We start from the raw sequence: 22,480 nt of genomic DNA on the forward strand, positions 1-22,480 counted from the left end.
AGACAACGCCGCTGCGCCGGCCAGCCCGGCCGCACCCGCGGCCCCGAGCAGGGCGAGCGCTTCGCTGCTGAGCAGCGCTCGTCCCTGCACAAGCGCAGCGGCGCGACAAGCCCGCGCCGCAAGTCCCCGCGCCTCCTCGCACAGCTCGGAGGCGCTAACCGCATGTGCATGCGCATCCTCACTCCCGCTGGCCGGCAAGCCCAGTCGGACATCATATGCCCATGCTTCATGAACAAGGCGCGTCAGCACCTCGCGCATCTCCCTCTGCCCCGCTCCATCAGGCCAGCGTTCCACTATCCTTGCCGCCAAACCGAGAGGCAATTGTTCCGACCAAACAACCACCTTATATCCGCCCTTGCTTTTGCTTCTGTCCTCCACATCACCCTCCTCACTCTCTCTTTTCATTTTCCACTTTCCAGTCTTATCGGTCTCTCCAGTCCCTCCACTCTCTCTCCCCCATCCACCCAACACCCGCTCCGACTCTTCCCTATACCCATCCACAAGCCAGTACGCCATATCCACCTCCGGCGCAACCGACCACATCGCCCTTGTTCTTTCCCCGTTTCCAACCACATACAAAAGAACTTTCAAATTTGTCTTCCTCCCTTTCCCTTGAAATGAATAACTCACCACTGCCAAAGCCTTCCTTACCAGCACAACGAAAAAGCACACCCCAATCCGCCTCACAGGCAGATCATACGGGTGTGCTTCACTCGTCTGTATTCACTTGAATAGATTATACATTGTGCCTCGTTATCTTCGCAATTCACTTTTACCCAAGCAAAGCCGCTACTAGCATTCTTTTCTCCGTTCACCCCTAGAACGGAAGCTTAGAAAGATCCGCGGGATCTCTTAAGTCAATCAGCACCGCATGGTCCTTCACGGAGACAACGCCTTCGGCTTGAAGCATCCAAAGCAAGTTTGTCGGCTCGGGCTTGCCGTGCTTCTTGATGCGGCCATCCGGATGGCGACGTCCTGATATCCGCAGCTTCGTGCGAAAGCGATGCCATTTTGCAAGGCTATCTCCTTCATCCTTCTTATCGCTATGCCCAACCAGCTGCTTCTCATCCTTCGTACTTAAGTGTTTCTCATTCTGTTCGACTGGGCGCTTCTCATTCTTCACACCCGAATTTCTCTCGCCTTTCGCACCGACAGGTTTCCCATCTTTCGCGCTCGACACTTCAGGGGCTTTGACCGATGCGGGGCGGCTCAGCGTCTCCGGCAAACGGCCTTGCTCATCTGGCGAGGCAGAGGAGTGAAAATGGACATTCATGCCGCGCTTGGCAAAACACCGAGCAATACTCATCGTTTCATCCTCTGAGCCGCGGTCCACGACAGTCACTTTCACTTCTGTGCCAGTAAAATGAGAAAAACGCCGAAGCGAGCGCATATACCATTCCATCTGCAGTTGTTCATTACCGGCGATCAGGACGTAATGCTTAATATGACGTTCCCGTCTCCAGGTAAGTGCGGATACGGCATGTACGGCAGCCGCAGCCAAGGCGTAACAACCGAAGATCCATAACAAGACTGGAATCAAGGCAGCCACCTCCTTTTTTGTGACATCATATGCCGTAAACCGCCCATGGGTGACGGACATTCACGGACAAGTCGCAAAAAAGGGGCATGCGTCCCTGCGCCTGCCCCTTCCCTATCTCACTAATACCCGCTCCCTACTCCTTCATTCCCCAACCCGCAGGCAGCTTCCGATCCCCGCCCATAAACCGCTGCAGACCGTTCTCAAGCTCTACCTTCTTATCGCTCGGCAGCACCACCGTCAGCTGGCAGGATGGCGTCGAAGCCATGAAGGATCTCCGCGCTTCCGGCTGCTTAAGCGTTACATACAGAGCATCGCCGACCAGGTGAGTCTCCACCAATTCAACAGAAGCAGGTGCCTTATCCCCGCTTCCTACTTCATAACGGCAAGCGCCAAAAGCCTGCACCTGGCCAGAACCGCTGGCATCGGCATCAATCATCAACGAGCCATTCCAATAATGCTCATCCTGCACGACGATCCGCTTCACGCCGGTCCCGATCTTTTCCGATACTTGCTCCGCTTTGACACGAACTTCTTTCGCACCGATCGAGCCGCGTATCTCATCCATCAATCCCGTAGCATTAACCGTCGTGAACAGCAAACAGCTGCCGCCGAGAACCGCAACCGCAATGATGCTGAACAAATCATACCGAAGCACCGGCTGTTCGGTCTTACTGCGCCATAAGTAGATGATGATCTCGAGCCCAACCAGCACAAACAGCATCGGCCACCAAATCATCCCTTGATCCAGCCAGCTTATTCCGCCGAATTGAACCGCTACGAGCAGCACGCCCATTGCGATAAGCGCCGTCCCCATTGACCACGTACCAACACGCCATTGTCTCATTCCGGTTTCACCGCCTTCTGCTTACTGCCGGATAGAAGTTTAACGCCCGCTCCGATAAGCAGCAGTGCCGTTATGACGGTTTTGAAATAGTAGCGAATGTCCGATGTTAGCTGCCAATCTCCCCATACGCGCTGCACATAATCAAGCAGCAGACGATCGGCCGTATAGTAAAGACCAAGCGCTACAAGCGCGATGCCGAGCCACTTTTGCCTATGAATAAGCCAATCCACGATCGGTACATCCTCCAGTTGGCCCTCTCCGTTATTCAAGCGCGACTGCTGCTGCAGCGCATCGAAGAAAGAGAAACACCATAACAGCGGCACCATGAAGAGGAACAAGGACAGCTGAAGCACGTCGAGCAGATAGATCGAGAGCAGGAAGCCAGCCATAAGCTGCAGCCCTCTTTTTTGCAAACCGAGATACATATGCCCCGCTCCCGGCAATATCGACAATACCGTCGACAACCACCGGCTTCGCTTGCCGCCTTGACGGTGATCCTCCCAATCATCGAGAATGGAACGATCCTGCAGCGTCTCGCCGGACTGCTTCAGCCCTACATGACGAATGGCATCGAACATCCCAAATAGCCAAATGATCGGAAGCACCAGCAGGAACGTCAGAAAGCCCGGCTGATCGGCAAGCACCGCCACGAAAATAATCATCGCCAGCAAGCCGAAAAAACCGATCATTAAATTAAGTCCGCGCTGCATCAGCCCTAGCTGCAGATGACCCAGCCCCGGAATAAACGACAACAGAATCGTATAAAACCGCTCGCTCGACTGACCGTTCGACTCCCGGTACGGAGCGCCGGTTGCGGTGTATGCCATTTCGTTTGTCGTCGTCTCCGGCCTCTGATGCGGACCGTATGCCGATTGCCCAGGTACCGGCGCCGGAATATGAATCGCCCTTGCGGCGCTGTTCCGAATCAAATAGATGATCAAGTCCAGCACGCTGATCGCCCAGATCAAGAATGCAAAAAACAAAAACATGACCATAAAGCCTTCTTCGTTGGCGCCTGCCCCTGCAATGGCCGCGAACAGGAAACAGAAAATGACCAACAACAAATAGATCAGTCCCCGTCCGAAACGTCCTGCCTTCATATGCCCTATTCCCGGCACAAAGCCCAAAAACAGCGTCGCCACTGGACTTTTAACCATACCATCATCTCGCCTTCTTCTTCGTATTATTTATTCGGCTTCTCGACCATTGCCTCGATAACCGCCGCGGTCCGCTCCATGATGGAGACGGAAACCGATTCCTTCTTGCTGATTTGATGCTCTTCCCACTGCTGCGGCTGCTCGGCTATGCGCTGAAACACACCGGTAGACATGAGAACCAGCATGACGCATACCGCGATCACATAATGAATCATCGTTTGTTTACGGCTGCTTCGCTTGATTGGATTCCTGCGCACCGTATCCACCTTCGGAGGAGGAGGTGCTTGGTCTTCATCCACCGCTGCAATTGCGGCCATAATTCGTTCCGTAACGGCCTCCGCTGACACGCTGTCCAGTGACTCGACCTCATCTACGCTGATGAGCAGCTCCATATACAGTTCGAGGCAGCTGCCGCAGACAGACAGATGCTCCTCGGCTTCCACACGTTCCTCTTCAGGGAGCATATCCTCGGCATACCTCCGCCAGTAAACCTCATCCTGATGCTTCATTCCAAATCCTCCTCCTTCCAATGCTTGCGCATCCATTGTCTAGCCCTATACAGCTTAGACTCCACGCTTTTCACTTGCAGCTGCTCGTGTTCGGCGATCTCTTTATACGGTCTGTCCTCCAAGAAGTAAGACCGCACCACGCGCCGGTATCCCTCGGGGAGCGTGCTTACCATCGCGCGAACACGCCTTTTGCGATCACGCTTCAGCGCTTCGAGTTCCGCAGGCGGTGCATGCCCCGCCGCAGCCTCTGCACACGAGCTTGCCCCATGTTGAGCAGATGAAAGATTCCCCTTCGGCCTAGCCCCAATCGCTTGCCCCGCTTCCCCTTGCGACAAAGCCTCATGACCGGCGCGCTGCAGCAGCGCCTCTTTGCGGGTGTTGCGTCTGCGGCAATCTATCGCGAGATTAACGGCCGTTCGCGATGCCCAGGCTTTAAAGCCGTCACCCCGATAATCCGGGAGGGCGAGGTAGATCCGCACGAAGGTCTCCTGCAGCGTATCCTCCGCATCGCGCCGATCACGCACTACACTCCAGATCAGCCGATACAATTCATCCCGATAGCGGGCAACCAGCTCTGCGTATGCCTCGCGATCCCCATTCTGAATTTGAACAATCAACGCCTCGTCTCGAATCTCTCTCCCTCCCCTCTCTCTTAGTTAGACGATTTCAACCCCGCCTACCCCTGCACCTTCAAAACAAAAAAAGCTCCTGCATCAAGCAGAAGCTTCTCCGGTTCTTATGTATACGTTACAGCGTTACCCAACCGAATTTAATCGAGTTGATAACCGCTTGCGTCCGATCATCCACTTCCATCTTCTGCAAGATGCTGCTGACATGATTCTTGACCGTTTTCTCACTGATAAAGAGGAACTCGCCAATCATCTTGTTGCTCTTCCCTTCAGCCATCAAGCGAAGCACCTCGGCCTCACGACGCGTCAACGGGTTGTTCTCGCTTGGGATGAACTTCACGCCGGCTTCGCGAGTTGCAGCCGCTCCCGAGGTTGCGCCGATTTCATCGAGGTAGGTCATGCGGCGAAGCTGGTTGATCAGCTTGCCCGTTACCTTCGGGTGTATGTAGGCGTATCCGTTTACGACGGAACGAATCGCGTTCGCAAGCGCCTCCGCTTCCATATCCTTCAGCAGATAACCGCTTGCACCTTTACGCAGCGTTTCGAACACGTAGCTCTCATCATCATGAATCGATAGAATAATAACTTTGACCTCCGGGAAAATGTCACGCAGACGCTCTGTCGCAACGACCCCGTTCTCGATCGGCATATTAATATCCATTAGGACGACTTCCGGCTTGTTCTGGTTGCAGAATTCCAATACTTGAATGCCGTCATTGCATTCCCCGATTACTTCCAAATCATCTTCCATATTGAGGATCCGCTTAAGACCTTCACGGAATAATTGATGATCATCGGCGATCAGCACTTTTATCTTCCGTTTAACGCTTACATTCCTTGCATCCATCGTTATTCTACTCCTTTCTCTGTTCACCGTTAATAGGTATATGAATGGTTACTTTCGTGCCGTGGTCGATCGTGGATTCGATCTCCATCCTTCCCTCTAGCAGCTCCACGCGTTCACGCATCCCGATCAGTCCAAAATGGACGCTGTTTTTTGCACGGGATTCGATTTGATCCACATGGAAGCCGACACCGTTATCTTTGACGACAATTTTAACCATTTGAGCTTGGTAAGTTATCTCGAGAATGACAAAGGTAGGATTGGCGTGCTTGAAGGCATTGCTGAACGCTTCTTGAACCATCCGGTAAATCCCGGCTTCCATTGCCGATGGCAGCCGGACCTCTTTACCGATCGTTTCGAACATCGTCCGAATTTTGCTTTTCTCTTCATAATCCTGAATATATTTACGCAGCGTAGGTACAAGTCCCAAATCATCCAAGGCCATAGGTCTTAAATTGAAAATGATTTTGCGAATTTCCTCGATTCCGGATCGCACCTGACTCTTCAAATCTATTAATTCTTCCTGAACGATTTGAAATTCCTGCTTCACAAGCATTCTTTCCGCAATTTCCGTCCTAAGCACTATATTCGCCAAAGACTGAGCCGGTCCGTCATGGATCTCTCTGGCGATCCGTTTGCGCTCTTCTTCTTGGGCCAATATAATTTTGAGTCCGATTTGCTGCCTGTTCTTCGCCGACTCCAGGATGCGAGTCACTTGGTTCAAATCACCCGAGAGATATTCCAGCACAACATTGATCTGCGAAGCGATCGACTCTGCGCGTTCAATTGATTTCTCAACATTGCGCACGCGCTTCTGCAGGTCATCCCTGCGAGCTTTCAAATACGTCTCTTTCTCACGGAACACCATGAGCTCCAGCTGCAGCTGCGTCGCTTTCTCGTAAGCCGTCTTGATATCCTCTTCTTTATAGCGGACAAAGTCGCGGCTTACCTCCGTCAAACGGATACGCGCTCTGCGGTAATCCAGCTCTAGCTTATCTACCTTATCGATAATAGCCGCAGCTTCAGCGAGTACTTGGTTCAATTCCTGACCGAGAGAGAACATTTCCTTGCGCGCCGACTCGCAAATTTCAAAAATTTGATATTTGCTGTCCTCCATCACTGAGACCGCGTTCTTGATCACGCGATCGATGTCGTTTATGCGATAATCCAAGATGTCTCGGCCCACTTTCTTCAAGTTATACTAAAACTATCATATCACATAACCGTTAGTAGGCGACCATCTCATTCAACGGTAATCGTACCCAATTTTCCGTCCCAATTTACGCGTAGGCCCAATTGCTCAGAGACGAGTCTGATCGGGACTAATGTACGACCGCTTCTCATAATCGGGGCTACTTCGGACTGTTTCCGGACGCCTGTTAACAGGAAATCGCTTCTTCCTACCCACATTTCCAGCAGCTTATCGCCGCGAAGAACGGAAACGCGTTTAAGCGCAGCCTCCCAACCGATTTGCGCGCCCATTGCTTCGGTTACGAAGCGAAGCGGCAAATATGTCGTACCGTCCAACAGAAGCGGTGCTACATCCAGCTTATAGGGCTGACTGTCAACCTTCGCCGATTTAGAACCGACCTTTAGTTCAATCTTCACATGTTTCGGATCCGGAATTACCGCCGGATATTGGAACGCCAGGTTATCCCAAGCCAGTGTACCTGTGAGCGCCCGCTCATCCTGACCATCCTCAAGGGAGGCCACATAGAGACGTTTAAGCGTCACCGGATATGCCATTTGGTCAGCAGGCAAATTGACTTTAACCTGCTTCCAGCCGATCCAGTCTACTTGCTTGGCAAGCGTCACCAAGTGAGCTGCGCCTTTGCTATCCACAAATTCAGCTCGCACCCAGTTCAAGCTTCCATCGCCCATGACATCTACCGTCATTGCCGAGGGATTGCCTTCTACTTTGCGTCCCGTGCCGTTAAGCACGGCATAGGCCGCCTTAGTACCGATGCCTCCGGTAAAATCATACTGCAATTGCAGGACATTCGTTGCATTTCCACCGGTAAGTCCCGAGACTACCGTAGAAGTACCCACTACACCATTCGTACCTTGGAACGAAATTGGGTAGGTCTTCCCTTCAAAATCATCAAATTTTTTGTCGGTTCCTGCCACCAGCGCCGTCATCGCGGAGAAACCGTCATAACGGGCGATCAAATAGCCTACTGATGCGGACGGATTTACCGTTCCGATCGTTAGCGTATTCCCGCTCCAGGCGCCTGTGAAGCCGCGCAGCTCCCACTTCAGCGAGGATGCCGGCACAGTCAGCTGGCGACCGTCTTTCAATGTCACATGCACCGGTACGGTCAGCGATTTACCGCTCTCAAGCACCAATGAACTTGCATCCACAGTCATGGATGCGATCGATTCGCCGCCGACAACTTCAATATCCAGCTTATCGCTGATCTCGCCGGATTTGACGGTGATGGACGACTTGCCTGCTTTCGTTGCCGTAAACGTGCTGCCATTAAAGGTACCCAGCGCATCCGCCGTCTTCCATACCGGAGTCAGCGAGCCCGGGTCTACCGGATTGTAATAGGTGTCATAGGCTTTCATCGAGTAAGCGGCCTGCTGTCCCAGGAACAACACGCTGCTGCCGCTTGCTTTAATTCCTTTCAACTGACCCTTCGGTGCCAAAGAGAATACGCCAAGGCCATTTGCCACCTGACGCTGTGTATCGCCATATTCCGTAGGGAATGCCAGCTGCGTGCTTGTATCGCCAAGCGGACGCGCGACCATCGTCGTGGAACCGCCGCCGTCGAGGTTAACGCCGCGCCATACGGAGAGCTGTACCATTAACTGCTGCAGCTCTGGCAAGGTCACGCCTTGACTGCTGCCGCTGTCTTCGACCGTAATGAGCATAACCTTCGTACCGTCTTTGGAATAGCCGACTGCCGTGCGCGCACGGTCTGTGTTTGGACTGATACTGCTTGGATTTCTTGTATACGTCGCCGCTGCGCCGTTATCAACCAAAATGGTGTGACCGCCAATCAGCATTTGCAAGGAGTTCGGGTCGATCTTCTGTCCCGTAGATTGAGCAATAAGATTATAGGACGCGGTCACCGGTTGTCCGACTTGAAGATGCTCCCGCGCATATTGAGCGGCTTTGCCATGTGTCCGAAGAATATAGCCGTCCGCAGGTACGGTGCCTTGAATCATGCCGTTATCAACGACTTGCGTGACGATGCCATTCTGAACAAGCACCTCTGTCGGAGTCGTAGAGCTATCCGCTACGTCCGGACGGGACTGCGTCCATGCACTCGTATAAATGTACATCGCATTGGCATGGCTGAAAGCATTGTCCGGTTCCGTACGGTATGCCGCCTTATTAATGCCGGATAGCGTGAATGTCGAACCATCTCCTGCTGTGACGCTGCCTTCGAATCCGTAGGAATCAATGATTGGTTTGCGATCTGCCGTCACGGCAAAAGCATACATCCCGGTCAGCTTCGACGGACTAACAGACAACAAGCCTCCGCTTACTTCAGCACCGATTGGATTCCCTTTGCCATTGGCCGTGTTAAAGTAATCGCCATTAATACCGGCAACTGCGCCGGTCTTGCTCACCATATTGCCAACCGAGCTCACGCTTGTAACCGAGCCGGGCTTGCCGTTCATGACATCCAGTTTTACAAAGGGATTGGTCAAATCGATCTCAATGACATGCACACGGGACAGCACTGCGCCTTCCCCCGGCTTGCTTGTCCAAGTATAGTCGACGCGCTTGGCGCCGGAAGTAATCATCTCTTCTGACATGCGAACTAATTGTTGCTGTTGCTGCGTCTGGGTCGTTGTGGTTTGCGGTACGGCCTCTGTATCGCTTGCTGCTGCGGCCGTTGATGGCCATGCTATTGTGGAAATCGGCTGAACGAGCAGCGCTGCGCCCAGCGTCAGGGTTATCAATTGTTTTCCGGCCTGTGAGGACTTCTTCTTCTCTACTAGTTTGCGCATTACTCTTGCAACTCTCCCATCACATAAATGTCCTATGATGGTTAGACTATGAAACTAGTAGAAAAGTTACGTGTGATAGAAGACTCCTATCAACATCATTCGACCGACAAAAAAAAGCTATCCGTGTCCATTCGACAGGATAGCCCAATTTCTCTTAAATATCGATAAATTCCAAGTAGCTGAGCAACCGTTTCAGCATGACTGCAGCCTCTGCTCTTGTCGCTTTATTTTTGGCTCCGAAGGTAGTAGCCGTCAATCCGCTAATGATGCCGGAATCGACTGCTTTAGCGATGTCGGTCTGTGCCCATGTACCGATTTTGCCGCGATCCGTGTACTTCTTAAGCAGGTTCGCCGTCGATTGCTTCGGTACGATCGAGACGCCTGCCGCACTTGCTGCACGCACCATCATGGATGCCATCTCTTCGCGTGTAATCGGATTGTTTGGCTTGAATGAGCCGTCTGCCATCCCTTTCACGATTCCGGCCGAACTCGCCGCCCCAATGTAGGCGGCCAGCGCCGTAGATGTATTCACATCTTTGAATTTACCTGCAGCCGTACGGTCACCGGCAAGGCCGAGTCCTTTCGCTATGAACATCGCAAACTCTCCGCGTGTAATAGCTTTCTTCGGTGCGAAGGTCGTGAGCGTATTGCCCTCGACAATATACTTCTTCGCTAGTAATAGAATATCAGCGCGTGCCCAATGATTGCTCAAATCGGTATACCCGGCTGCCCCCTGTACTACTGCATACACACTATTGCCTTTACGTTTAAACGAGATGACGGACTGCCCGCTTGCGCGAGTAACCCGAGTCGGTACATAGGAAAGCTTGTTGGTTTGCGGATCCAGCCATGCAACCGATACGGCTTTGCCATCCAATACGGCTCCGGTAGTAATGGACCTCGTCACATAGTTATTCAACGATTCCACGTTTTTCGTTTGACCATTGCTCGAAACCGACATCTCGAAGCTGATCGGATTGATGAGGATTTGCGCATTAGATCCGTTCAGCTGAGAGATTAGCGTTGATCCCAGCGTTCCGGCATTGGTGTCGATGGACACATTCAACTGCCCGACTGCGCTTGCCGCATTCATCATCTGTCCAAGCTGTGCGTAATTGAGCGCGCTGAGCGGGAATTCATACGTTACATTCTTATATACGATCGCGAAGGATGCATTGGACGTCGCTTTCTTCGTATCTTCCAAAGTGCCAAGCGGAAGGGCAACGACTGCCGCTTTCTCGGAGTCCGGCACCGTGAAGACCACGCGAGGCATCGCGCCTCCGGCTTTCCGAACCGCGTTGTAGGCTTGTGCCACCTTCTCGGAAGACAGGATAAACTTGTTCACTGTATTTCCCGCAGGCGAAACCGCCGAAGCCGTCGTTGCACTGGATACTTTGATTTCCAAGCCTCCGCCTACCGCGGACTTGAAGTCGCCGCTCGTGGCATCATCCCATGTTGTCTGATTCGCCACATTGGAATCCGTGAACGAAGCCGCTATCGCGCCGGTCGTCGAACGAACGGAAGTTCCGACATTGCTGTAGCTTGCCTTAACCGCATCGCCGACACTGATCGGCGTGTACAGTGAGAGTACTACAGCCGCCCCTTTAATGACTGCTGATGATACCGGACGAGACACATTATTCACCTTTACGCTGAATTGCGATGTTGAAGGCAAGTAGGATGTATTCAGCGCATTGGAGAAAGTAATGGTTACTTCACTGCCTTTTGCCACGATCCCATTGAGTCCAAGCGTCGTCGTTCCGCTTGCATTCGCCTGCACGGCGCTAAACGTCTGAGCCTGAATGCCTCCAAGGTCCGTAATCGCCGGCGTCCCGCCTAAATAAGTGACCAATATAACATCGCTGGTAATCGTTGAGACCGGCAGACTCAAGATAACTTGCGTCCCATTCACGGTCACATAGGAGACGGTTCTCATTGTTCCGTTCACCGTCACATAGAACGATGAAGGGTTTGGAACCAGCGCACCGTTAAGTCCCTCGTCATAGTTCAACGTAATGGTATAGCCTGACGAAGTTATGGATTGCAGCAGCGGTGCTTTCGCATCCTGTCCGTTCTGGATATAGAAGCTGCTGAAGGAAGCAAGCGCATTGTTCGATAGATCGCGCAGCGGATAGGAGCCTGCGGAATAAGACAATGTGACCGACTGGCCGATAGTAGCCGAATTCCCGCTAAAATTCAGAAACACCGTATTTCCGCTGCCGCTAATTTGCGTCACCGTTCGGTACGCGCCATCGATTAGAACCGTGAATTGCGAATACGCATTCTGATTGATGGACGCCACTTCTTCGTTCATGGTCAATAGGATCAGGTTGCCTGAAATTGTTCCGCTCAGTAGTCTTGGCGCTACAGCGTCCGGCACATTCGAAACAGCCAAATTCGAGAAATTAGCTGCTGCCGTTCCAGTCAAATCTTTAATCGGCTTGGAGCCGGCTGAGTAAGATACTCGTATCACTTGTCCATAGGATGCAGCGCTCTGCAGCGTGAGCGTCACGACTTGTCCGCTTATTTGCACAGCCGTTACCGCCCGCCCTGCACCATTCACGGTCACATAGAAATTGGCCGGAACCGGTATCGAATCTGCGCTGGTGCTTAGATTCTCGTTGTAGGTGATCGCGATCTTGTTGCTTCCTACCAGATCGGCTCTTGTTACGATTGGAGCCCCTGCCGCTCCTGAAGATGTTTTGAAGGTCCACTGATATTGATTGAGGATCCCGTCAAAAGGATTGCCGGCAAGGTCCGTTACGGCACCTGCTGCCATCTCTACATAATAGTCCGTATTAGGCAGCATCGCGCTGCTGAGCGTAATTAAGAGATTCCGATTATTATTCGGATCGATCGCATACGTTGTTGCGACCGCGGAGCCGGTAGTAATCGGTCTGATTACAATCGCGGGTGAATCAGCGCCAAGCAAAATCGGTTCGCTGAACAATGCCTCCAGCTTCATGCCAAGCACCGGAACATCAAGCGCCGTATTGGCAGGCGTTTGAGTCACGATTGTAGGCGTCACACTGTCTTGGGTAACCGTGAAGCGCCAAGCGCTTGAGCCCGATAAGCCTGTAAAATAGTTCCCTTTCGCATCCGAGAACGCTTGTCCGCCAATTTCAACATAGTAGCTTTGATTGTTGACGTAGGTTTTACTGTTATCCGTTACGGTGATCTTGGTCCCGCCCCCGCCGCTAACCTTGGACGAAGTAACCGGAATCGACGCAAACACGGAGCCCGATGGATAGGTGCGAACCGTGATGTTACCTGTGCCCGGATAGACCGGCTCACTGAAGTTCATCTCCAGATTGATGGATGTTGTGGATTGCGCGTTAAGCGGTTTCCGTTCTGTAAGCATGGTCGGAGGCGTCGTATCATTGCCCGGATCCGTGTAGAAATTCCAGGAGGTCGCATCCTGCATGCCTTGATATTGCTTCATTGAATCTGATGCATCCACAAAAGCTCCGGCATCGATCAGAATATAGAAGCCTGTATTCGCCGCCAGGTCATTCGGCGGATTAATGCTGACCGTTGATCCTGCGCCATTCGCAACGACAGATACAGCCGAAGATGTGACATTAATCGATTGCACCGTGCTGTTATCCGATATTTTGTTGATACTGATCGTACCTGTATTCACTCTAACCGTCCCTGGGAAGGAAAGCGTGAAGTTCGAAGCTACGCTCACGGCAAAAGCATTATCTGCCGGCGATAGAACCGCAGTTCCGATCGGCGGAGCATTGGTTGTAAATCTCCATCTTGTCGTCGATATTCCGCTGAAGTTGTTTCCTGCAGCATCTTGAAAAGCGCCGCTCGGTACAAGGACCTCATAGGTGCTATTCCCCTGCAAGCTGCTAGGCAAGCTCACGACAATGGTCTTACCGGCGCTGCCGCTCCCCGTTACATTGATCGAGTTTACGCTAATGGATTGCGTATCACCCGGCTGATTAACATTGGTAACTGTAATATTGCCGCTGGCCGCATATACAGGTTCACTGAATACCATCATCAATGAGGTACCTACCCCAGCCGTTGTCCCATTAGCCGGTGTCAGTGGATCTACATTTGGCGTTGCCGATAAGGTCGGCGCCGTTGTGTCGATCGCCGATACCGTTGTGAACACCCAGCCTACGGCACTGTTCAGCCCTGCAAAATTCGTATTCGCATCGTTCGCGAATGCCCCCGCATCGATCGTGACATAGTAACTCGTATTCAGCGCAAAATTCGTGCTTGGCGAGATCGTTACGATATTTCGACTCGTACCGCTGCCTATAGAAACCTTATTGTCGGTTGCTACCGTATACGACTCGAACAGCTGATTATCGAGCTGCCTGCGAATTTGAATCGTGGCAGAGCCGGTTCCTTTCTTCACGTTCTCGTCGAAAGCCAATATCAAATTGGTATTCACCGGTACATTCGCACTTTGGACCGATGGCGAGAAGCTGGAAATAACCGGACCGCTTGCGGCGGCCGATACTTGCGTAGGCTGAAATGCAAATCCGCCCACGAAGAATTGCACCACCAACAATGCTGCTACTAAGCTTGATATCCATCTACGATTTCGGACCAATATTCCCCACTCCCTAATTAAGACACATGTACTATATTTTTCGGCTCGGAGGGGTCTGAAATGAAGATAAAGTTAAAAGTTGCGCAAAAAAACCGCTCCTTGTCAGGAGCGGTTTCGTTTATGGGATCAATTCGATTAGCGCAGAGCGTCTGCTTTCAGCAAATCTGCTTTGTCAACGCGTTCCCACGGAACATCGATGTCTGTACGGCCAAAGTGACCGTAAGCAGCAGTTTTACCGTAGATTGGACGACGAAGGTCAAGCATCTTGATGATGCCTGCAGGACGAAGATCGAAGTTGTTCTTGATGACTTCAACAAGAACTTCCTCATCGACTTTACCTGTGCCATACGTGTCAACGTTGATGGAAACCGGGTTTGCTACGCCGATGGCGTAAGCAAGCTGAATTTCGCATTTATCTGCAAGGCCTGCTGCAACGATGTTTTTCGCTACATAACGCGCTGCATAAGCTGCGGAACGGTCAACTTTTGTAGGATCCTTACCGGAGAAAGCACCGCCGCCGTGACGAGCGTAACCGCCGTACGTATCCACGATGATTTTACGGCCTGTAAGACCAGCATCGCCTTGAGGACCGCCGATTACGAAACGGCCTGTTGGGTTGATGAAGTATTTTGTTTCTTCGTCGAGCCATTCTGTAGGAACGACAGGAGCGATAACATGCTTTCGGATGTCGGCTTGGATTTGCTCCAAAGTCACTTCTTCCGCATGTTGTGTCGAAACAACAATTGCATCTACACGTACCGGCTTGCCGTCTACGTACTCGATCGTTACTTGCGTTTTACCATCCGGACGGAGGTAATCCAGCGTACCGTTCTTACGTACTTCCGACAATTGACGCGAAATGCGGTGAGCAAGCGCGATTGGAAGCGGCATAAGCTCAGGTGTTTCGTTCGAAGCAAAACCGAACATCAAACCTTGGTCGCCCGCACCGATATCCGGGTTTTCTTGATGAACGTTCTCTACGCCTTCACGAGTTTCAAGCGCAGCGTTAACGCCTTGCGCGATATCAGCCGATTGCTCATTAAGCGATGTAAGAACCGCACAAGTGCTGTAATCGAAGCCGAATTTAGCGCGCGTGTAGCCGATATCCTTAATAGTACGACGAACGATTGCAGGAATATCGACATAATCCGCTTTACTGCTGATTTCGCCGATAACAAGCACCAAACCGGTTGCTACCGAAACTTCGCACGCTACGCGCGCATACGGGTCAACCTCAAGAAAAGCATCCAATACCGCATCTGAAATTTGATCACATATCTTATCGGGATGGCCTTCTGTAACGGATTCCGATGTGAACAAGTGACGTCCTTTAAGTGACATCTAATCTCAACCTCCTACAGCTTTCAAAATTCTAAGTATGATGAATAACATGCACAAAATGCTGGGACTCTATAAGAAAATGAATACCCGAAAATGGGTTCTGTATAATGCCCAACGTTTCGATTCCAAAAAATGAACCTTTTCCGATGTTGAAATCGGAAAAGGTCTCATGAATACTCTCTAAAACAGTATGATACCGAAACTGTCGCTTTGTGTCAATGGCAATAGCCTGCTAACTACGATAGCCCTTTGAGAACCTGCTCTGCACGTTGGACGAGCAGCCTTGTCATGTTCCCGCCTACAGAACCTGCATCTCTTGTCGCAAGCTGTGACCAATTGACATGACCGCCTGAACTGCCCGTACCGCCAAGCTCCGTAGCAAATTCCGTATCGCCGGCACCGGCTGCAGATCCGCCTGACATAAGTCCAAGCTCGGCTGCAATTTCATACTTCATTTGATTGAGCGCCTGTGCACATTCCGGAACAACTTTGCGATTACTTCTCGACATGTTAAGCACCTCCTGATGGGATGCTTATAGTTTGTTCCGGAAGGCGCCGTTCAAAGCGGATAACTTGTTGTCAGATCGGGTAAAAATAACTATTGCTGCACTTGCATCTCATAATCGCCACGGACAAGCACCGTTAAAGCGGCCTTCTGCCCAACCTGCGCCGTCACTCCACGACCACCGCGCGGGAACAGAATGAAATGATTATTAGGAACAGGCTTACCATTCTTGATGTCTACACCATCCGTAAGATCAGAAATCCCATTAGCATCCGAACTATAGGCCATCGCTTTACCTGCGCGAACGATAAATTCAGCACCATCCTTGGCCACAAGCCGCTTACCAACCGGCACAGTCACGACTTCTACTTTAGATGATGAACCACCGCTCTGTGCCATTTCTTCGCGGAACGCATCGAACATCTCCTGCAGCTTCTTGTCGTCTACGCCCCCGCCTTGTTTGGCCAGTTCCGCCTTCACGAGCTCAGCTACTTGTTTATCAATGTAGCTTTTCGTTACGACCGGGTCGTTGGCGGAGCCTGGGGTATCTGTTGTTTCAGCTTCGCTTGTCCATTTAGTTCCAAACCACACAGCAAATCCGATTACAAGAATAGACAATACAAGTTTAAGACTTTTAAATCGCAAGAAATAAACCTCCTTACAAACATTATTCATCTAGCATACTTGAAATTTTTCATAACTTCTACCATTTCATAATAGAAAGAGCCAGATCCAGATCTGGCCCTGCCCGTTTAATACGGATTATGGTGTTGTAACGAACCACTTCAAATCTTTACTTGCAACGAGTAATTTCGTATTTTCGAAGACGTCATACACGTTTAATTTATAACCATCATACCTTTGAATCTTAGCTTGAACGTCTGGGTCATTAAATACCAGAGTCAATGGATTGTTTATTGCTTCCTTCAGTTGCTCTTCATTCTCTGAGGCCGCGTTGATACTAAACTGTTTAGAGAAGGTCAGCTTGCTGTTGTCTTGGTTTACAAACTCGATTAATACTTTGTGATCACCGGCAACAACTTCATAATCTGTGCTTTTCCATAAACTCGAATCCATTGTCATCTTCATTCCAGCTATTTGATAATCTCCGGTAACATTCAAGAATGCATTGATATAATTCAAGCCGAGAGTGTAACCGGGGAATTGGATATTACTTAAATTATTAGTCGTTGCTGTTGCTGTTGCAGTTAACGGGTATGAAACCATATCGACAAGAACTGAATTGGCTGCTTCACCATTGTCTGGAGTTGTTGTTCCACCACTTGTGCCGGTAGTAATGGACTGCCCCAGAACAAATTTGTAGGAAGTAGTGTCAAACTTCTTGGATATCGATGCCCAGGCGCTTAATAATGCTTTGCCGCTTGGAGATAGTTTGTCTTTCACTGTCGCGAATTGAACAGGAACAACCACACCGTTCTTATCAACAATGTATCCGCCAAGTTGAGCAATTGGCGAAGTACGTAGTTCATTATTGACCGCTTCAAGCTCGGCATAGAAGTTGTTTTTTGTTAACCCGTCAAATATAGCTGTTTTTGTTACCGAGACTGTTGAACGTTTACCTAAATTATTAATTTTATAAGGATCGGTTAGCTTCTTGCTTGCAACTTCGCTTAAGTTCTGAGCTGAGAACTGATACAGTTGCTTCCCTGCTTTATCTTGAATGGTTTCTGTACTTACAAAAGTAATTTTATCAATTGAAGTCGTATATGGAATGTCAGAATATACAACAAAATTGGCGGATGCACCTGGTGCGATTGTAATTGAGTTATCAAGCGCAACTGCTTTTTGTTCAGTACCTACTTTCACACCATTAACCATAAAATATCCGCCTAAATTCGGGATTTGTTGGCTTATTGTGCTCTTGTTGGTGACCGTTAAATTAGCTAGAAGTACATCATGGTCGCTATTTGGTGTGCGTTGAATGGTGTTTAACTTAATAGCGAAATCATTGTAAGCGAACGATCCGCCAAGCGTTCCTTGCTGTGTTGTTGACTGTAAAGAATAAGTACCGACAATGTATGATTTTTCTTTGTCAGTTGCTTGTGACTTAACGACCAGTTGTGCCGTACTAAGTGAAAGATTAGTAGGAAGTTGGCCGGATAACGAGATTGTTTTCTCGATTTGCGGCAACAACACCGCATTCTCTTCTCTCGTATAATTTAGTGGATAACTTGTGCCCGAAGCGGTCACAATAAAGTAGTCCCAGCTTGGACTTGCAACGGAAGCTGCTCCGATATTGGTCAAAGTGAAATCAAGGGAGACATCTTTATTGCTCGTACCCTGAGAAACAAATGCTTGCCCCGTCAACGTATTTACCGGTGTCCCTGTTACATACACCATACGAGTTTTACCTACTGGTGCAGCAACTAAAGGCTTGGTAGTAGGAAGTGCAAAGACACCTACGGGTAGCTGGACCTTGCTGGCATCGTCATTTTGAGCAACGACGAGAGACAAAGCTTTTCCCGCAACTGCAAGCGGAATAGTGGCATGGAGCGTTACAATCTTACGCTCTTTAGGTTGAATTGAAGTTTGATCTAAGCCTGATGCAGCAACATTATAAACAGATAAACTATCTGTTTGAATGAAGAAATTCATTTTTGATAGATCACTTGACTGAAAGCCGACGTTCTCCAGTAATACATTCATAACCAAATAGGCATTGTTGGAATCTTTTGTTATGTAAGCCTGTTTGATTGCGCTTCTAACTTTATTATTATCATATAGCATTGTTGCCGCTTGGTAGGGAGTTACTTTATCCGTAGCATTGGCCGGATATTGAATATTTCCTAAGACTTTCTCGTAATTTGCCGCGGAGAAATCCCATTTAACTACTTGGAAAGCAAGATCCGATAATTTCGTTTGATTATCGACCACCGTGTAATAAGTAAGATACTGGGTCGTCTTTGCAGCAACTTCTTTCTTGTCTTTATCCGATTCAATGAGCGATGATTTAAAGGACTTTCCTGTTTTGGTTTTCACACGAAGCCAATAATCCATTAGGTCAAGCGATGAATTCCCATTATTCGTTATGCTTACCGAATATACAAGAACCTTTCCTTTTCCCTGCATAAGGAAATGTACATCCCTAATCGTTAGATAAGCCGATGCATTTAGTTTTACGATCTTGCTTGAGATTAAATTTGAGCCGCTGCTCGCTGCAGATGCAACATTAGTATTTAATAAGCTCGTAGTTGTACCTTGAATAAGTAGTGCACTTGCTAAGGTCATGATGCCGATCTTCATCCATTTCTGAGCCACTTTCATCCCTCCTGCATTCTATACTTAATTAGACGCATGAATGGCACGTTTTGTTTCGAATTGGCAAGCAGCAATATGCTATTAAAAAATAAAAAAACAGGCGAGGATAACCTCGCCTGTTCTTAGGGAATACTAATTATTAAGGATTAACTACGAGAACTGCAGAGTCAGTTGTACCGTTGGAAGCAACATAAGTGATTGTTGTGGAACCAACTTTAATACCTTTAACCGCGCCACCTGTTACAGTAGCAATTGAAGGGTCAGATACAAGGATCTTACCTACGGATGTTGTAAGTACAACACCGTATTGGTCTTTAACTGTTACTTTAGCTGCTGGAGTAATGTCAGCACCTACTGTAGTAGTATACTCGTCTTTGTCGAACTCAACAGTTTTAACAACTTTAGCATCTGTAGCAACAGTTACTTCACGTTCAGCAACTTTGCTGCCGTTCAGGTAAGCTGCAACTGTGGATTTACCAGCTTTTTGACCAACAACAGTAGTACCGTCAGCAGCAACTTTCAATACGGACTCGTCGGAGCTCGTAACGAAATCTGGAGCAGTCGATTTAAGAGCTACAGTTGTGCCACCTGCTGTTTTACCAACAAGAGCTACCGCTTTTTCGTAACCAACAGTGTCTGCAGCAGTTGTGCTACCGAACAGCGTGTCGATTGTATCAACAGCGTACGATGTGATTGCGCTGTTTTTAACAACAGTCACTGTGAATTTCTTATCAGTGATACCAGCGTTAGCTGTGGATGACACTGTGATTTCAGCTGTACCCTCTGCTTTAGCTACCAGCTTACCACCAACATAATCAACAACAGAAGTTTTGCCGCTAGTTACTGTGAACTTGTCTGCAGCAACGTTGGAAGTACGACCGTAGTTGTCAACCAACAAGATGTTGTCTTGGTTCAACGTAACTTGAGCATCAACTTCAAGAGTCGTTGCTACGTCAACTTTTTGTACTGCTTTGTATACAGCAACGTCTGCTACATTGATGCTAACGCTCTTAGTTTGAAGAACGCCATCAACATATACATAAATTGTAGTAGGACCAGTTTGGCCGAAGTTGAACTCAAGTTCGCCTTTAGCGTTTTTCACTGGAACGATTTCGCTGCCGAAAGCATTGAACTTAACGTTAGTCAGTACAGCGTCTTTAGCTGCGATTGCTGCTCCAAAAGTGTCAACTGCTGTGAAAGGAAGAACTGCTTTTTCGCCTTTAACGATCAGCTTACCGGAGTTACCCAGTTCGAAAGTTTTCACTTTCGCAGCGTCGTTAACAACGATCGAAGTTTGTGCACTTGCTGCAGCAGCGCCGTTCGTTACAGTTACGAATACAGTGCCGGCTTTCTTAGTTTCAAACTTGATTACGCCGTCAGTAACAGTGAACTTCTCAACGATTGTGTTGTCGCTCACGTAGAACACCAGACCAGCGTAAGTTACGGATTTAGGACCCGCAGCACCTGTCAGGTCGATATCGCCGTTAGGCAATACAACTTTTTGGCCAGCTGCATCTACCAAAGTAAGTGGAAGTACATAACCATCTTTAACGGAGATGCGTGCATCGCCTGCGATTGGTTGTACTTGATCCAGCTTGATGGAAGTTGCTGCACTACCGTTGATTACTTTCAGTTGTTTGTTAACGGAAAGACCTGCGGAAGGTACGATTGCAGTTACGCTGATAACATCGTTAATTGCTGCTTCGTCAGCGCCACCTACGTTAAGGTCAAGTTGGTTACCAGGTGTAAGTTGCTTAGTTTTTGTTACGTTATAAGACGAAATTTGAGTGTTTACACCGCTCATTTCTTCGCCGAATTGGTTATAAACTTTAACGCCTAGGTCTTGATCTGCAACTTGTTGAAGAGCAGTAACAGCAATGTCTACTTTCTTAGCTGCTTCGTCTTCAACTTTAACATTGATAGCATCGCTGCCTTTAACAGTAACTGTGTAGTCACCAGCTGGCAGGTAAGCTACTGCAAGATCAACCGATTTGTTATCAGCTGCGAAAGTTGCAGTTACAGGGTACGTAGTAAGACCGGATTTCAACTCGTAAGTCAAAGCTGTTTTCTCAGCAGCTACTGCTTCTCTGTTGAACTTAACTGTTACTTTTTTAGCGCCGGATTGTTTAGCTTCAACTGCTTTAAGATCTTTTTCAACTGGTTGAGCAAGATCGTAAGCTACGTCTACTAGTTGACCGCGAGTAGCGTTCACTTGGTAGGATGGAAGCTCAGGAAGCAAGCCAGCTTCGATAGCTGCTGCTACGAAACCTTTAGCCCAAGCAGATACTTTACCAGTTACTTCTTTGTCAGAAGGCTCAACGCCTGCTACCAAGTCAGCAACTTTAGCGATTTGCTCGATAGTTACTTTACCGGATGGACCGAACTTGCCAGCGCCAAGACCGTTAAGTAGACCAGCTTCAGATGCAGCGCCGATAAATCCAGCTGCCCAGTGAGTTTTTGCTACGTCGGAGTAAACGTTAGCTGCAGAGTTTTCTGCAAGCTCGCTTAGCTTCGTAAGTACTTTAGCGAACTCAGCACGAGTCATTTCTTTGTCAAGACCAGCAGAACCGTCAGGGAAACCGCTGAATACGCCTGCTGCTTTAAGTGCGTCAAATTTCGCTTGTGTGGACAATTCAGTTGTAGTTGCGCCGTCAGCAGCAAATGCCACCGATGCTGTAGATAGAGTCATAGCTGCTGCTACGAGTAGGGATAAACTTTTTTTCATAACCTTTTTGTCTCCTCCTATATAATGCTTAGTTTCTTTAGAGTTTTGTTTAGAATATAGATTGCTCGTTTGTCTCATTGGCCGATTCACCCCCTTTCGCGAGTTGAGCAGATTTCTTATAAATAATGTCTGCTGGAAGTGTTCCTTGTAGGAACCTGTCGCAGAATCTTGTAAACAAAAGTTGACAAGAAAAATCTGGTAGAGTCTGAACACCACTATAACATTATACAATGGCCTATTTCTAGCGTAAAGAGCAATTTGAGAATTAGTTCCAAGTGCTCCGCTACGCTTGATCAGCTTTCCTGTTGCCTTGTTCATGTAATTAAACGCACAGGTTTCGAAAAAGTTGCGATGTGAGGAAAAGTTTTTTTGAAAATTTTTAAAAAATCCTTCTCTAACGCTATTTAATCGAATCTGTCGATATGCCACATGAACTAAAACGACTTGTCTACCACGTTGTTTATTATAAGCCGAATGTCCTATGTTCGTCGATAGATAACATTTCCCATGTAAAGATAACTCTAGCAATCCTTTGAAGTACTTGTAACAAAATGAAAGCTGCCCGGAAATA

General features: G+C 49.0%; 15 protein-coding genes. All 15 read right to left on the reverse strand.

Annotation, left to right across the window (positions count from 1 at the left end; all coding sequences use genetic code 11):
- The coding region (locus tag I8J30_RS29920; RefSeq protein ID WP_210664088.1) for a hypothetical protein at window positions 1–591 on the reverse strand (591 nt) is incomplete at its 3' end.
- A 226-nt stretch (window positions 592–817) separates the two neighbouring features.
- A complete protein-coding gene (locus tag I8J30_RS29925) occupies window positions 818–1,540 on the reverse strand; it encodes a hypothetical protein (protein ID WP_210664089.1) in 723 nt (240 codons plus the stop codon).
- A 133-nt stretch (window positions 1,541–1,673) separates the two neighbouring features.
- Window positions 1,674–2,384: a LiaI-LiaF-like domain-containing protein gene (locus I8J30_RS29930; RefSeq protein ID WP_210664090.1), complete on the reverse strand. Its 711-nt coding sequence runs from the start codon at window positions 2,382–2,384 to the stop codon at window positions 1,674–1,676.
- Complete coding sequence (locus I8J30_RS29935; protein WP_210664091.1) at window positions 2,381–3,541, reverse strand: hypothetical protein; 1,161 nt, start codon at window positions 3,539–3,541, stop codon at window positions 2,381–2,383. Before I8J30_RS29935 ends, I8J30_RS29930 begins: the two co-directional genes overlap by 4 nt.
- Before the next feature lie 26 nt (window positions 3,542–3,567).
- Window positions 3,568–4,050, reverse strand: a complete 483-nt coding sequence (locus I8J30_RS29940; RefSeq protein WP_210664092.1) for a zf-HC2 domain-containing protein — start codon at window positions 4,048–4,050, stop codon at window positions 3,568–3,570.
- Window positions 4,047–4,667, reverse strand: a complete 621-nt coding sequence (locus tag I8J30_RS29945) for an RNA polymerase sigma factor (protein WP_210664093.1) — start codon at window positions 4,665–4,667, stop codon at window positions 4,047–4,049. The genes I8J30_RS29940 and I8J30_RS29945 overlap by 4 nt, the downstream gene beginning before the upstream one ends.
- A gap of 130 nt (window positions 4,668–4,797) precedes the next feature.
- On the reverse strand, window positions 4,798–5,526 hold the full coding sequence (locus I8J30_RS29950; protein WP_091225008.1) for a response regulator: 729 nt from the start codon (window positions 5,524–5,526) through the stop codon (window positions 4,798–4,800).
- Window positions 5,527–5,533: 7 nt separating this feature from the next.
- The gene (locus I8J30_RS29955; protein ID WP_091225007.1) at window positions 5,534–6,694 is read right to left on the reverse strand and encodes a sensor histidine kinase; all 1,161 of its coding nucleotides are present in this window, start codon (window positions 6,692–6,694) and stop codon (window positions 5,534–5,536) included.
- Window positions 6,695–6,765: 71 nt separating this feature from the next.
- Window positions 6,766–9,486, reverse strand: coding sequence for a stalk domain-containing protein (locus tag I8J30_RS29960; protein ID WP_210664094.1), 2,721 nt, complete (start codon window positions 9,484–9,486; stop codon window positions 6,766–6,768).
- Between the two features lie 154 nt (window positions 9,487–9,640).
- Window positions 9,641–14,059: an Ig-like domain-containing protein gene (locus I8J30_RS29965; protein ID WP_210664095.1), complete on the reverse strand. Its 4,419-nt coding sequence runs from the start codon at window positions 14,057–14,059 to the stop codon at window positions 9,641–9,643.
- Window positions 14,060–14,194: 135 nt separating this feature from the next.
- Window positions 14,195–15,400, reverse strand: coding sequence for a methionine adenosyltransferase (gene metK / locus I8J30_RS29970; RefSeq protein WP_091225004.1), 1,206 nt, complete (start codon window positions 15,398–15,400; stop codon window positions 14,195–14,197).
- A gap of 236 nt (window positions 15,401–15,636) precedes the next feature.
- On the reverse strand, window positions 15,637–15,909 hold the full coding sequence (locus tag I8J30_RS29975; protein ID WP_091225003.1) for an alpha/beta-type small acid-soluble spore protein: 273 nt from the start codon (window positions 15,907–15,909) through the stop codon (window positions 15,637–15,639).
- Window positions 15,910–15,998: 89 nt separating this feature from the next.
- A complete protein-coding gene (locus I8J30_RS29980) occupies window positions 15,999–16,550 on the reverse strand; it encodes a hypothetical protein (RefSeq protein ID WP_210664096.1) in 552 nt (183 codons plus the stop codon).
- A gap of 117 nt (window positions 16,551–16,667) precedes the next feature.
- On the reverse strand, window positions 16,668–19,184 hold the full coding sequence (locus tag I8J30_RS29985) for a hypothetical protein (protein WP_210664097.1): 2,517 nt from the start codon (window positions 19,182–19,184) through the stop codon (window positions 16,668–16,670).
- Between the two features lie 139 nt (window positions 19,185–19,323).
- Window positions 19,324–21,987 carry an S-layer homology domain-containing protein gene (locus I8J30_RS29990; protein ID WP_210664098.1) on the reverse strand — a complete coding sequence of 888 codons (2,664 nt, stop codon included), beginning with the start codon at window positions 21,985–21,987 and terminating at the stop codon, window positions 19,324–19,326.
- Between the last annotated feature and the right edge of the window lie 493 nt (window positions 21,988–22,480).

This window comes from Paenibacillus lignilyticus, assembly GCF_017942085.1.
In the GTDB taxonomy this organism is placed as follows: domain Bacteria; phylum Bacillota; class Bacilli; order Paenibacillales; family Paenibacillaceae; genus Paenibacillus_Z; species Paenibacillus_Z lignilyticus.

Coding starts and splice junctions, on each gene's coding strand:
- I8J30_RS29930 (WP_210664090.1), bottom strand. CDS start 2,384: ATGAGACAATGGCGTGTTGGTACGTGGTCAATGGGGACGGCGCTTATC.
- I8J30_RS29935 (WP_210664091.1), bottom strand. CDS start 3,541: ATGGTTAAAAGTCCAGTGGCGACGCTGTTTTTGGGCTTTGTGCCGGGA.
- I8J30_RS29940 (WP_210664092.1), bottom strand. CDS start 4,050: ATGAAGCATCAGGATGAGGTTTACTGGCGGAGGTATGCCGAGGATATG.
- I8J30_RS29950 (WP_091225008.1), bottom strand. CDS start 5,526: ATGGATGCAAGGAATGTAAGCGTTAAACGGAAGATAAAAGTGCTGATC.
- I8J30_RS29960 (WP_210664094.1), bottom strand. CDS start 9,486: ATGCGCAAACTAGTAGAGAAGAAGAAGTCCTCACAGGCCGGAAAACAA.
- metK (WP_091225004.1), bottom strand. CDS start 15,400: ATGTCACTTAAAGGACGTCACTTGTTCACATCGGAATCCGTTACAGAA.
- I8J30_RS29975 (WP_091225003.1), bottom strand. CDS start 15,909: ATGTCGAGAAGTAATCGCAAAGTTGTTCCGGAATGTGCACAGGCGCTC.
- I8J30_RS29990 (WP_210664098.1), bottom strand. CDS start 21,987: ATGAGACAAACGAGCAATCTATATTCTAAACAAAACTCTAAAGAAACT.